This window comes from Hyalangium minutum (genome assembly GCF_000737315.1).
In the GTDB taxonomy this organism is placed as follows: Bacteria; Myxococcota; Myxococcia; order Myxococcales; family Myxococcaceae; genus Hyalangium; species Hyalangium minutum.
In genome coordinates this window covers 706,626-718,525 of record NZ_JMCB01000006.1, presented here as the reverse complement: position 1 = coordinate 718,525, position 11,900 = coordinate 706,626, and the positions used below count along the sequence as shown (strand labels likewise).

General features: G+C 68.0%; 11 protein-coding genes. 5 read left to right on the top strand and 6 right to left on the bottom strand.

Translation table 11 applies throughout. From position 1 onward, the window contains the following. The first annotated feature begins 25 nt into the window (after nt 1–25). Nucleotides 26–1,183 (top strand): App1 family protein, encoded by a 1,158-nt coding sequence (locus DB31_RS18410; RefSeq protein ID WP_044189311.1) that lies wholly within the window; start codon nt 26–28, stop codon nt 1,181–1,183. A gap of 105 nt (nt 1,184–1,288) precedes the next feature. Beyond that, nucleotides 1,289–3,565: a sensor histidine kinase gene (locus DB31_RS18405; protein ID WP_044189308.1), complete on the top strand. Its 2,277-nt coding sequence runs from the start codon at nt 1,289–1,291 to the stop codon at nt 3,563–3,565. A 24-nt stretch (nt 3,566–3,589) separates the two neighbouring features. Here DB31_RS18405 and DB31_RS18400 read toward each other — a convergent pair whose 3' ends face one another. From DB31_RS18400 to DB31_RS18390, 3 genes are read right to left on the bottom strand one after another with little or no spacing between them, the layout of a single operon-like run. Further along, nucleotides 3,590–4,240, bottom strand: a complete 651-nt coding sequence (locus DB31_RS18400) for a DUF4276 family protein (RefSeq protein WP_044189305.1) — start codon at nt 4,238–4,240, stop codon at nt 3,590–3,592. A gap of 2 nt (nt 4,241–4,242) precedes the next feature. After that, a complete protein-coding gene (locus DB31_RS18395; protein ID WP_052420073.1) occupies nt 4,243–5,160 on the bottom strand; it encodes an AAA family ATPase in 918 nt (305 codons plus the stop codon). A gap of 38 nt (nt 5,161–5,198) precedes the next feature. Continuing rightward, a complete protein-coding gene (locus DB31_RS18390) occupies nt 5,199–6,101 on the bottom strand; it encodes an MBL fold metallo-hydrolase (RefSeq protein WP_420806710.1) in 903 nt (300 codons plus the stop codon). 189 nt (nt 6,102–6,290) lie between these two features. On the opposite strand from DB31_RS18390, the gene DB31_RS18385 reads away from it, so the two are divergent. Then, nucleotides 6,291–6,941, top strand: coding sequence for a site-2 protease family protein (locus DB31_RS18385; protein WP_044189299.1), 651 nt, complete (start codon nt 6,291–6,293; stop codon nt 6,939–6,941). 84 nt (nt 6,942–7,025) lie between these two features. Continuing rightward, on the top strand, nt 7,026–7,607 hold the full coding sequence (locus tag DB31_RS18380; RefSeq protein ID WP_044189296.1) for a Uma2 family endonuclease: 582 nt from the start codon (nt 7,026–7,028) through the stop codon (nt 7,605–7,607). Nucleotides 7,608–7,631: 24 nt separating this feature from the next. Here DB31_RS18380 and DB31_RS18375 read toward each other — a convergent pair whose 3' ends face one another. Beyond that, nucleotides 7,632–8,567 (bottom strand): TIGR02266 family protein, encoded by a 936-nt coding sequence (locus tag DB31_RS18375; protein WP_240486750.1) that lies wholly within the window; start codon nt 8,565–8,567, stop codon nt 7,632–7,634. Between the two features lie 118 nt (nt 8,568–8,685). Next, the gene (locus DB31_RS18370; RefSeq protein ID WP_044189290.1) at nt 8,686–10,038 is read right to left on the bottom strand and encodes an RtcB family protein; all 1,353 of its coding nucleotides are present in this window, start codon (nt 10,036–10,038) and stop codon (nt 8,686–8,688) included. A gap of 221 nt (nt 10,039–10,259) precedes the next feature. Here DB31_RS18370 and DB31_RS18365 point away from each other — a divergent pair, with 221 nt between their 5' ends. Further along, nucleotides 10,260–10,499 (top strand): hypothetical protein, encoded by a 240-nt coding sequence (locus tag DB31_RS18365; RefSeq protein ID WP_044189287.1) that lies wholly within the window; start codon nt 10,260–10,262, stop codon nt 10,497–10,499. Nucleotides 10,500–10,814: 315 nt separating this feature from the next. Here DB31_RS18365 and DB31_RS18360 read toward each other — a convergent pair whose 3' ends face one another. Then, on the bottom strand, nt 10,815–11,807 hold the full coding sequence (locus DB31_RS18360; protein WP_044189285.1) for a hypothetical protein: 993 nt from the start codon (nt 11,805–11,807) through the stop codon (nt 10,815–10,817). Between the last annotated feature and the right edge of the window lie 93 nt (nt 11,808–11,900).

Here is an 11,900-nt window from a genome sequence, read left to right as displayed (position 1 = left end):
GTGATCCGGAGAGGCACCGCCGCTGATGTCTGCGTTCAAGCCAGCATTGTTCGAGTTCGCGGTCCGGGCCGATGCGGCCTGGGATCGCTGGAGCCGCCGGGTGCGCCGCCGGCTCGGGGTGGCGCAGCCGCTGCGCATTCTTCCTTACCGGGGCTATGGCACACCGGAGCGAGCGCTGATCCGGGGGCGCGTGCTGGAGGATCGGCATGTGAAGCCCTCGCACCTGCGGCGGACGCTGGTGGGCAGCGCGATCGCTTCGTACAAGCGCTACGCGACGCGGGAGATCGCCGGCGCGCACGTGGCGGTGCGCTGGGGCGGCAAGCGCTGGGAGGGCACCACGGACGAGGAGGGCTTCCTGGAGCTGTGGGTGCCTCCGCCCGAGAGCGTGGTGCCGGGTTGGAACCCGGTGGAGGTGGAGCTGCTGTCGCCGGAGCCCGAGGGCGTGGCCGCCGTGACCGCGCCCGTGCTGGTGGCGGGGGCGCGGGCTGCGTTCGGGGTGATCAGCGACATTGATGACACGGTGATCGCCACGGGGGTGACGAACCCGCTGAAGCGCGCGTGGGCGCTGTTCCTCACGGAGCACCGCACCCGGCTGCCCTTCGAGGGCGTGGATGCGTTCTACACGGCGCTGAGGGACGGGCCCGAGGGTGGGGCGGACAACCCGATCTTCTATGTCTCCAGCAGCCCGTGGAACCTGTACGAGCACCTGGATGAGTTCATGGCGCTGCACCGGATTCCCGCCGGGCCGCTGCTGCTGAGGGACTGGGGGCTGTCGCGCCACGGCTTCGCGCCGGGGGGCGGGCACAGCCACAAGCTGGACAAGATCCGTGGGGTGCTCGGGACGTTCGAGCGTCTGCCCTTCATCCTCATCGGGGACAGCGGGCAGGAGGACGCGGAGCACTACCGCACCATCGTCCGCGAGTTCCCCGGGCGCATCCGCTGCGTGTACATCCGCAACGTGCCCTCGCGCACAGGGCGGGCGCGGGAGCTGTCGCGCATCGAGGCGGACGTGCGCGCGGCGGGGAGCGAGCTGGTGGCGGTGGACGACACGGTGACGGCGGCGCGGCACGCGGCCGGCCGCGGGTGGATCCGCTGGGAGGAGGTGCCTCGGGTGGAGGCGCACCAGCGCGAGGATGCCGAGGCCCGCACCGTGGTAGATGGCCTGGGCCGCGAGGGAAGCTGAGCCCCGAGACGGGTTCTCAACATCTTCTCCACCACGAGGACGGCTTCCACCCAGGCTCTTTCTCGCTCACCTTTCGCAAGGCCCCCGAGGGCCCGAGGGGGCGGGATGAGCGGTTCCTGGACGTTCACGCGCCGCATCGGCGCGGCGCTCGTGGCCTCGTGGGGTGCGGCGCTCGCCATCCTCGTCGCCTCCTTGTTGGCGGTGCGGTCGGTGCATCTGGGCAACGAGAGCCTCCAGCGCGAGCTCATCCTCCAGGAACTGGAGGTGGATCGGCTGAGCAAGTCGTTCCACGCCAAGGTGCTCCATGGGCGCAGCTTCGCCCTCACGCGAGAGACGCTCTTCGAGGAGCAGATGGCGGCGGATCGCGAGGCCTTCCTGGCCACGGCCGAGCGGCTGCGGCCGCAGTTGCTGGAGAACCCGGGGGCCAGGCTGTTGGAGGTGCTCGTCCACGCCGAGCGCGAGCACGAGGAGGCGATGCAGCGCTGGCTGTGGGGACAGCCTCGTTCCTTGGGCCGGCGGGAGGCGGATGCGCTGCTGCGCGAGCAGTTGGGGCCAGTCCGGGCGGACGTGGAGGCGGCGCTCGAGAAGCTGGCGCGGTACAGCGACGTGAGGCTGGTGCAAAACTTCGAGCAGGAGCTCCTCGATGACAGGCGCGCGCTGCGGTTCATCCTCACCGCGGCGGTGCTGGGAATGCTGGGGATGATGACGTTGGCCTGGGTGCTCGTGCGCAAGGTGCGCCCGCTGCACCGGGAAGCGCAGGACTCCGAGCAGCGCTTCCGGCTGTTGGTGGAGGGGGTGCAGGACTACGCGCTGTACCTGGTGGATGCGCAGGGGCGGGTGGCCAGCTGGAACCCGGGTGCCGAGCGCATCAAGGGCTGGAAGGCGGAGGAGGTGCTGGGGCGTCCCACCTCCATCTTCTACACGCCGGAGGGGGTGGCCGCGGGGGAGCCCGTCCGGGAGCTGGCGCGCGCCGAGCGGGACGGGAGTCTGCGCACCGAGGGCTGGCGGGTGCGAAAGGATGGCACGCCCTTCTGGGCCGAGGTCATCTACAACACGCTGCGGGACGAGCGCGGGGCGCTCAAGGGCTACGCCAAGGTGCTCCGGGACGTGACCGAGCGCCGGCGCGCCATGCGCACCCAGCACCTCTTCGCGGAGGCGGGCCGTATCTTCAACCAGTTGCTGGATCCGGACCGGACGGCAGACGAGCTGATGCGGCTGATCGTCCCGGAGGTGGCGGATGGGTGCCTGCTCTTCATGGTGGAGCCAGGCCAGGGGTTGCGGCTGCGGGCGGTGGTGCACGCCTCCGCGGAGAAGGAGCAACTGCTCCGGGTGCTCATGGAGCGCCATCCTCCGCCCCCGGACGCCTCGTACGGCTCCAGCTGGGTGGTGCGTACGGGTCGCTCGGAGCGCATCGAGAAGATGGCGGACAAGGTGCTGGGCCGGGTGGCTCGGGATGACGAGCACCTGCGGACCCTGCGGCAGCTGGAGCTGACGTCGGTGCTCACCGTACCGCTCACGGTGGGCGAGCAGACCCTGGGGGCGCTGACGCTGTTGTCGAGTCGGCCCGAGCGCCTCTTCACCATGTCGGATCAGGTGTTCATGGAGGAGCTGGCGGGGCGGCTGGCGCTGGCGCTGGACAACGCGCGGCTCTTCCAGGAGGCGCAGCAGGCGCTGGAGCTGATTGGGATTGCCTCGCATGACTTGGGCAACCCGCTCAACGCGCTGCAGTTGCTGTTGGCGCGGCTGCGGCGCCTGGAGCCGGAGCGGGAGCCTCAGCGGGTGCGCGAGGGACTGGCGGCGGCGCTGCGGCACTCGCAGCGGCTGGGGCAGCTCTTGCACAACCTGTTGGATCTATCGCGGCTGTCCTCGGGGAAGCTGACGCTGGAGGTGTCGCGGGTGGAGCTGACGGGGATGGTGCGCGAGGTGGTGGAGCGCCATGCCGAGCAGGCGCACGAGGCCGGGTGCGAAGTCACCTTCGAGGCGGACGAGGCGATTGAGGGCTGGTGGGACCGGCTGCGGCTGGAGCGGGTGGTGACGAACTTGCTGTCCAACGCGCTGAAGTTCGGACGGGGCAAGCCCGTCGAGGTGCGCCTGGAGCAGGTGGATGGGCACGTGCGGCTCACGGTGCGGGACCATGGGCCCGGCATTCCGCTGGAGGCGCAGCGGCGCATCTTCGAGCGCTTCGAGCGGGAGAAGAGCACCTCGCGGCAAGCGGGCTTTGGGTTGGGGCTCTACATCGTCCGGCAGCTGGTGGAGGCGCACGGGGGCACCATCCGGGTGGAGAGCACGCCGGGGGAGGGGGCCGCCTTCACGGTGGAGCTGCCAAAGTCGCGCCATGTGGGCGAGGAGCCGGAACCTCGGAGCTCGCACGAGCCCCACTGACGCATCCAACTCTGAGAGGGCGTCTCAGGACTGGGGAGGCTCGAGCTTGCGGAGGAATGCAGCAAAGGCCGAGCACTTCTGCGCGACGGTGTCGAGGTCGCACTGCTCGGCGAGGTTGCGGCGGAGTTCCGCCGGGTCACGGCTTCCCGCGTGTTCTTTGCACCACTTCTCAAGGAGTTCCTTGGCCTCGCGCCGGGAGAGCTTCTCCGGAGGCTTAGGTAGAGACAGTGGCTTGCGCAGCACGGACTTGAGGGCGTCGGGGTCCGCGATGAGCCAGGTCTCGAACTCCTGGATGGCGACGGCGATAACTGCTTGCACAGGGACACCGTCAATCGTCTCTTCGAGCAGCTTTTGCCGCCCAGCGTCTCCGTCCGCGTCGACGAGGACGATGGCAAGGTCTGGCTGTTTGTGGGGATCTGGCCATAGGAGAAGCTGGCGCAAGGTCTCGCGACTGAGAAGCATGCTCCCCTTGGCGATTCGGCCTCGCGTGCGGAGAGGCTCCTCGAAGCACACGCTTGGCGTATCCATATTGCGAGCCTTCTCCATGCACCGGCGCACGAGCAGGTGCGCAGAGCCCAGCTCTTCTTCGCTGAGGGGCGAACCGGGGGCGGGCTGAAGGCGCTTGGCGCCCGCGAGTTCTCCTTGGCCTTCGGCGTAGACGACGACGCGGATCATGCTTAACGCCCTGGAACGCCGCCTAGACCACCGGAGAGCCAGATGCCGCCGAGCGACTCTCGGTACTCCTTATAAACCTGCTTCCAATGAGGGGTGTTCGTCTGGGCCTCGTTCACTTGAACAGACCCATTCTCGGCAGAACGGGTAAGGAAGCGGACCTCCTCGGGATGGACGTAATCAAGCAGCTCGGCGGAGTGAGTGGCCAGGATGACCTGAACGGGCTGCTTGCCAACCTCGCCTGTCGTCAGTTTGCGGAGGAACTGGATGAGTTCATCCAGCAGGTAGGGGTGTAGGGCGCGCTCGGGCTCTTCAATGGTGATGAGATCCAGGGGGGGGCGCTGGTACTGGAGCACGAGGAACGCGAACACAAGCATCGTGCCATCGGAGACTTGGTCGGGGGCGAACCAGAGGTCCGAGTTCCAACGATCCTGGAAGCGCAGACGGTGCCTTCCGTTACCAGTAGGGGCGAGGTCCACATCACTGAACATCGGGACCAGCCGGCACAACTCAGTAGCAATGGTGGTTTGCTGTTGCCGAGACAACGTCGAGAAGACGTTGGTCAGGTTGTCCCCTGTGAGGCTCAACTGCGTTGCAAAAGCCAGCAAGTTCTCAGTGCGGAGGTGCGCCAAGTTGAGATGGAGGTGCTGGACCGTGTGCTGCCTGGGTGGCAGGGGTCGATTGGGAGAGGTCTGATAAGGGGTTCTGATGCCGGTACCGTCGGTATATCGGTAGTCGACATGCATGTGGGCGAAGCTGTCCTGACGCCAGATATTCTCAAGGGACGCAACAGGCCACGCCAAACCCTGTAGCACCGATGTCTTGCCGGATGAATTAGGGCCTACCAGCACGGTAAGAGGCTCAAGCTTCAGCTCCACGTCCCGTAGGCAGCGGAAGTTTTGGAAGTGGACCGACTCAATCACAGGTCCACCTTATCAGCCCCTGACCCGGACGCCTGCTTTCAGGCGTGGAGCGTGGGCTCCACGGGCAGGGGCTGGGTGCGCAGAGGCGAGTCGGCGGGGACCTTCTCCATTTCCTCCATCCGCTCGAACTCCTCGGCGTCATGGGCGCAGAAGATGGAGACCTCGGCGCTGTGCTGGCGAGCCAGCTCGCGCAGCCGCTGCTGGTTGGAGTGCCGCAGGCGCGCGTTCTTCTGCATGAGCGTCTGGTAGAAGCGCAGCCCCGGCGGGCAGCGCCGCCGCGTCGGGTCCATCTCCCCGTGGAAGAAGTACGCGTCCCCGGCGTGCAGCAGCCAGCGGCCGTTCGTCTGGATTGCGATGCCTGTGTGCCCCAGCGTGTGGCCCAGGAGCGGCACGAAGAGCAGCTCTGGAGGCAGGCCCGACAGCTCACGCACACACTCGAAGCCGAACCAGCGCTCACCGCCCCGGGGCGTGGGGTACGTTACCCAGTTCGTCTCGTGCATCCACTGGCGGGGGCGGAAGCGCCGCCGGTCCAGCGGCGTCTGCTGTGCCACCGCGCCCTGGTACTCCGCGTCGAGCAGGTGCACCCGCGCGCCGGGGAAGTCATCCAGCCCGCCTGCATGGTCGAAGTCCAGGTGCGTCAGGAGGATGTCGCTCACATCCGAGGCCTTGAAGCCCAGCCTCTCAATCTGCCGGATGGCCGTCATCTCCTCGTGCAGCTGGGGGCGGCACAGCACATCGAGGAAGAGCCGGCTGAGGCGGGGCCGCGGGTCTCGCACGTCGTTCAGCCCGAAGCCCGTGTCCACCAGGACGAGGTTGCGGTCCATCTCCAGCAGCAGACAGTGGCACACCAGCGCCGCGGGGCCTGTGACACCCGGCCTTCCATCCATCAGCCGCCTGCCGGGCGGACACATCGTCGTGCAGTTGAGGTGGTGAATGCGCAGCGCCATGTCTCGGCTCCAGGGCTCAGGGCCTGTGGCGGCCCGGTCCGGAGCAAAGGTGCGCCGTGGCCTGCAGACGTGGAATCCGTGGGAGGGCGAGCATCCCTGGGCCCGGCTGCCTGAAGGGTGGAGGGCGGCCGTCCATCTCTGGACTGGCGCTCACCCATGCCTCCGCCCTAAAGAAGAGACCCCATGGACCCCCAGATGATCATGGAGCGGGTGATGTTACTCATCCCGCTCGTGTTGTCGCTCACAGTGCATGAGTTCGCCCACGCGTGGAGTGCGTGGAGGTTGGGCGACGACACCGCGGCCATGCAGGGGCGGCTCACGCTCAACCCGGTGGTGCACATCGACCCCATTGGGACGTTGCTGCTGCCGCTGCTGGGGATTCCCTTCGGCTGGGCCAAGCCGGTGCCCGTCAACCCGGCGCGGTTCCGCCGCGAGGTGAACATGAGCACGGGGATGATGATCACCGCCCTGGCGGGACCTTTGTCCAACCTGCTGCTGGCCATTGCGAGTGCGGTGTCCTACGGGCTCACGCTGCGCTGGGCGCCGCAGACGCTGGAGGCCAACCCGGGCCTGCAGCAGTTCCTCTTCACCGCGATGGTGATGAATGTGGGCCTGGCCGTCTTCAACATGCTGCCCATCCCTCCGCTGGATGGCAGCCGCGTGGTGGAGAAGCTCATGCCTTACCGCATGAGAGGCTTCTGGGAGCAGGTGGTGCAGTTCAGCCCCTTCCTGCTCATCGCCTTCATCGTCCTGGGCCGCCGGTTCCTCGTGGGCCCCATCGGCTACATCCAGTCGCTGCTGGGCGACCTCATCATGGGGATCGGGCTGAGCTGAGAGCGGGTGTTCCCTGCCGCGCGGACAGACGAGGTAGACCCCGCCCGGGCCTGAGGACTACCTTCTCCAGGAAGGAGTCCTGTCATGCGCCCGTTGGATGCGCTCGAGGCCAGCCTGATGGCCCCTCGGCGTTTCACGCTCGACGAGTACCACCAGCTGCTCCATGTCGGAGTGCTCAAGGAGGATGAGCACGTGGAGCTGTTGGAGGGGCTCATTGTCGACATGACACCGCAGGGCAGGCCGCACGCGTTGGTGATTTCACGGCTCAACCGCTTCTTCTCCCGGGCGCTCGGGGAGGCGTACAGCGTGCGCCCGCAGCTCCCGCTGTCCTTGAGCCCGGACAGCGAGCCGGAGCCGGACTTGGCGGTCGTCACCCGGGAGGAAGAGGAACATGCCGAGGATCACCCCCGCACCGCGCTCCTCGTGGTGGAGGTGTCCGGGGACTCACTTCGCGTGGATCGGCTGATCAAGGGCCGGGTGTACGCGCGGGCCGGCATCCCTGAGTACTGGGTGGTGGACGTGAACAGCAGGACGATCGAGGTCTACACCGCGCCGGGAGCTGGCGAGGGCCGCTATCTCTCCTCGCGTACGTTGAGTGGGGACGAGACGTTGGCCCCGTCCGTATTGCCGGGGCTGGTCCTGCACATCGCGGAGCTGTTCGCCTGAGGCACTGCGGAGCGGAAGGGCCGCTCAGTCCGGGAAGAACAGCGGCTCGCGCTTGCGCACGAAGTCCGAGATCTGCGAGGCCACCTCGGGCGGCAGTTCCTGGAACTGCACGCCCAGGCCCGGCATCAGCTCCGGCATGTGGTCGTTCGGCTCGCGCATCCAGCGCACCACGCCGCTGGCCTTCAGCGGGCGGCCTCCAGGCAGCGTGAAGTCCAGGTCCACCGACGTGCCGCGCGGCACCGTCTCCACCGTGGCGACGAAGACGCCGCCCTCGCTGATGTCCGTGGAGAAGCCGGTGAAGAAGTTCGAGTCGCTGCCCAGGCTGATGTTCGCCTGCAGCTTCACGCGGCCGTGGCTTCGCGGCGTGATGCCAGGAGGCGCGGCCCGGGTGCTCGGGGAGGGAGCCAGGGCTCCACGGGTGGCAGTCTGAGACCGCGCGGCCTCGGTGCGCGTCCGCTGGGCCTCGCGGTTCCGAGCGGCTTCCTGCTCGCGGCGGGCGCGAGCGGCGGCCTCCACCACTTCCTTGAGCTTGGCCTCCGCCTCGGACAGCTCCTTCGTCAGGGCGCTCGTCTGCTGCTGGAAGGCGTGCAGGGCGATCTGCATGTCCTGCGTGGCCTGGCGGCGGGCCTCCAGGGCCTGCTGGCGGGCGGTCAGCGCCTTTTCCCGTGCGGACTCCACGGCCAGCTCCGGGATGGCGGCCGCCTGCAGCCGGGCACCGATCTCCGGAATGGTGAGGTCCCCTGAGTGCTCGGACTCGAGCCGCGTCAGCTCGGAGCGCACCTGGGTCAGGCGCGAAGCCAGCGTGTCCGCTTCATGGGTGGCGCGGTGGATCTGATCCGTGAGGCGCGACTCCAGGGAGTTCAGCTCGGACTCTTCACGTGCGAGCTCGGATTCGCGGGCCATGGCGGGACGGTTGTGGGCGTTGGACGGCATCTCGGCGGACTCCAGACGAGGTGCCACTCTACCGCCCCTCAGGCCGGGCCACGAGTCCCCTGAAGTCCTACCCACCCCCTCCCGGGCAGGCAGGCGGGCACCCCCTCCCTGGGGAGGAGGCTCCCACCGGCTGCCGGGCTGGGAGTCAATCCGTGCCCTTGATGCAGGCCACGGGCTTGAGGCGGCGCTCCACCCGGGCCAGCCCGGCCATCTCCACCGTCTCCAGCACGTCGTCGAGGTTCTTGTAGCAGGGCCCCGACTCGTCCAGAGGCGTGTTGCGGGTGTTCAGGAGGATGCCTGCCTCGGCCATGCGCTGGTCCGTCTCCGCCTGCTGGAGCACGCGCCGGGCCTCGCCACGAGACAGCCGCCGGCCCGAGCCATGGTTCACGGAGTAGATGGACTTGGCCGCGCCCTCCTCGGCGAAGAGGATGGCACTGCCGGTCTCCATGGAGCCAGGGATGAGGATGGGGTGGCCGGTGTTCTCCCAGGCCGTCTTCTTGAGGGCGGGGTGGCCCTTGGGGAAGGCGCGGGTGGCGCCCTTGCGGGCCACGAACTTGCCGGCCTCCTTCTGGATGAGGTTGTGGGAGATCTCGTAGTAGATGTCGGCGGTGCCGCCGAACACCTCCTCGAGCGCGGCGCACACGGCCTCGCCGATGATGAGGCGGTTGGCCACGGCGAAGTTGGCGGCCATGTTGTGGAGGTTCCAGTACTCGCGGCCCAGCTTGGACTCGGCGTCCAGCCAGATGAAGTCCTCGCTGCGGCTCTTGAGGCCGAGGGCCTGAGCGCCCTCCACGAAGAAATGCTTGGCGATGTTCCAGCCGAAGCCGCGGCTGCCGGTGTGGAGCATCACCCAGACGCGGCCGTCCTGGTCCACCTGCATCTCGGTGAAGTGGTTGCCGCCGCCGAGGCTGCCGAGCTGGTCGCGCTTGTCGTAGGCACGCTCGGGGATGTCCACGCGGTCATCCTCCACGGGGATGAAGTCGCGCTCGGTGGTGGAGGCGTTGCGGCCCAGGGCCTTGGCGCCGTGGCGGACGACTTCGGCGAAGGTGCGAGCGGAGACAGAGCGCTGCTTCTGGACGCGGCTGGCGCCGACGCCCACGGCGATGCGCTGAACCACCTCGTCAATCCACCGGCGCCGCTTCTCCTTGTCGGCGACGTCCTCGGCGGTGAGGGTGGTCTTCAGCTGCACCATGCCGCAGCCGATGTCATAGCCAGCAGCGGTGGGCAGGAGGATGCCGTCGGTCTCCACGACGGTGCCGATGGGGACGCCGTAGCCCACGTGACAGTCAGGCGTCACGGCGACACGGGTGACGCCGGGGAAGGAAGCGGCGTTGACGACCTGATCGAAGACGCCCTCCTCCAGGCCAGCGAGTTCGCCGCCGTCGCCGTAGAGGAGCTTGTCGGACAGGAACAGGTCGGCGTCGACCCGCATCGTCTTGGTCTTGGGAAGGACGTAGTGGCCCTCCGCGACCTTCTCCAACCGTTGAATCCAGCCCATGGCACAGCCCTCCCTAGGGAGCTTCAACACGCGGCAGCGACGGCACCCTTCGGATGAAGCTGACGGTAGGAGAAAAGAGGGCCCTGGGCGAGGAGAAGGGCAGGCTGCCCGTCGAGCGAAGTTCCACCGGAGCACATCTGGATCAGCGTGGAGGGAATGAGGGCTTGCAGCGGTGGCGAAGCATTCCCATTCATCTCCCCACAGCATCAGGGGGTAGGGCGATGGTGACTCTGGGCAGTTTGCTGGTGACGATGGCGTTGCATGCGGCTCCTCCTTCGGTTCCGACGGCGAGCCAGGCGTTCAATCCTTCGGTGTGTGCGAAGAAGCGGGTGGATCCGTGTGGATGCCATCACGTGTATGGCATCCGGCACTGCCACCCGAACCGAAAGAGCGACCACTGTGAGGCGCCGGTAAAGGCGGAGGCGCCCGAGAAGAAGGAGAACGAGCCCATCTCGCTGTAGGAGACAGGCTCGCGGTTGTGTCCCGGTGGGCTGCCGATCGGACAGCCGCTGGGACGCTCCCTGCCCGGCGACTGGGTAGGCGTGCGGAGAAACACAGGAAACAAGCGGTGATCCGCCTTCGAGTGACACAGGTCGCTCAGGCACGGGTTCACGGTGCGGGTGACACGGGTCGCGGGTCCCTCGTCTCGGCGCGGGTCCCCCCGTCAGCGGACGGGTCCTCCCGCGCCGGCCGTCCCGCTCTCTCCATGTCCTCAGTCATGGATTCGCGAGGGGCTCCATTGGGAGCCCAGACTGCGCAGTACGGCTCTTGTCCCCTCAATGCACCGCGGCCGAGGCGGCACCTTCAGCCGCGGGGGCCACCGTCATCTCGGCCGGAAGGTCCTGCATCATCGGGGGCAGCTTTTCCAACTCCTCCACCAGGTGCAGCTCGAGGGGCGTGTGAGAACGGATCACGGCCCAGCCATCCATCGGCGAGCTGCGGAATGCGATGGTGCTCGGCGACAGACGCCTCACCTCCAGCCGCGGCACGTCGCCCTGCGAGGGCCCTGACGCCACGGCCGGAGACGCCAGCTGAGCCAGGGACGCTTCACGCACGGCCCCGGTCAGCGCTGCAGCAGGGAGCGGTGGAGGCGTCACGGTGCGGGCAGCCTGAGCCTGCGAGCGGGCCGTGTCCACGGGATGGAGGACCGGAGGCGGACCACTGGGCATCGCCTGCCGAGGCGCAGGCGGAGGCGCCTTGGCCCGAGGCGGTAGCGGCCGGTAGCCAGGAGGAGCCACTCGGGATGGGGGTGGAGGCTGTGCCGCCACAGCAGCACTGGCCATATCAGGGCGCACTCCCGGTGGTGGCAGTATCATCGGAGGCCCGATGTGCTGCGCGGACGGCAGTGCCCGATGAATCGGCGGCAGCGCCGGTGTCCTCAACCGGTCCTCCACAACAGACTCCAATGGCGGCAGCAGCGGCAGCTCGCCAGACACCACCGACGAGATCAGCGCGTCAGGGTTCGACTCCAGCTGAGCAATCTCCAACTGAAGCAGCGGATCCTTCGGATCCAGCTCCAGCGCGGCCTTCAGCGCTCCTCGGGCTCGGGACGCACTCCCGAGCTCGAGCAGCAACCCCGCCGCGGTCCGGTACGAAGTGATCGCCTGCTGCCGCTCGCCCGTGCGCCGGCAGGCCTCCGCGTGCCGCACATGCAGGTTGGGATCCCGAGGCGCGAGACGCAGAATCCGCTGATACGTGGCTGCGCACTCCGCGAACTTCCCGCGCACGAACTGTTGGTGCGCCGTCTCTTTCAGCTCCCTCAGCCCCATGAAGCCGTGTCCCCCAGCGCTCCCCCGTGGATGCGCGCCTCTCGGCTGTAAGCATTCGATGTGCCGGTGAGTCAGCAAGCCGGGAAGGTTGAG

Coding starts and splice junctions, on each gene's coding strand:
- DB31_RS18410 (WP_044189311.1), top strand. CDS start 26: ATGTCTGCGTTCAAGCCAGCATTGTTCGAGTTCGCGGTCCGGGCCGAT.
- DB31_RS18405 (WP_044189308.1), top strand. CDS start 1,289: ATGAGCGGTTCCTGGACGTTCACGCGCCGCATCGGCGCGGCGCTCGTG.
- DB31_RS18400 (WP_044189305.1), bottom strand. CDS start 4,240: ATGATCCGCGTCGTCGTCTACGCCGAAGGCCAAGGAGAACTCGCGGGC.
- DB31_RS18385 (WP_044189299.1), top strand. CDS start 6,291: ATGGACCCCCAGATGATCATGGAGCGGGTGATGTTACTCATCCCGCTC.
- DB31_RS18380 (WP_044189296.1), top strand. CDS start 7,026: ATGCGCCCGTTGGATGCGCTCGAGGCCAGCCTGATGGCCCCTCGGCGT.
- DB31_RS18370 (WP_044189290.1), bottom strand. CDS start 10,038: ATGGGCTGGATTCAACGGTTGGAGAAGGTCGCGGAGGGCCACTACGTC.
- DB31_RS18365 (WP_044189287.1), top strand. CDS start 10,260: ATGGTGACTCTGGGCAGTTTGCTGGTGACGATGGCGTTGCATGCGGCT.
- DB31_RS18360 (WP_044189285.1), bottom strand. CDS start 11,807: ATGGGGCTGAGGGAGCTGAAAGAGACGGCGCACCAACAGTTCGTGCGC.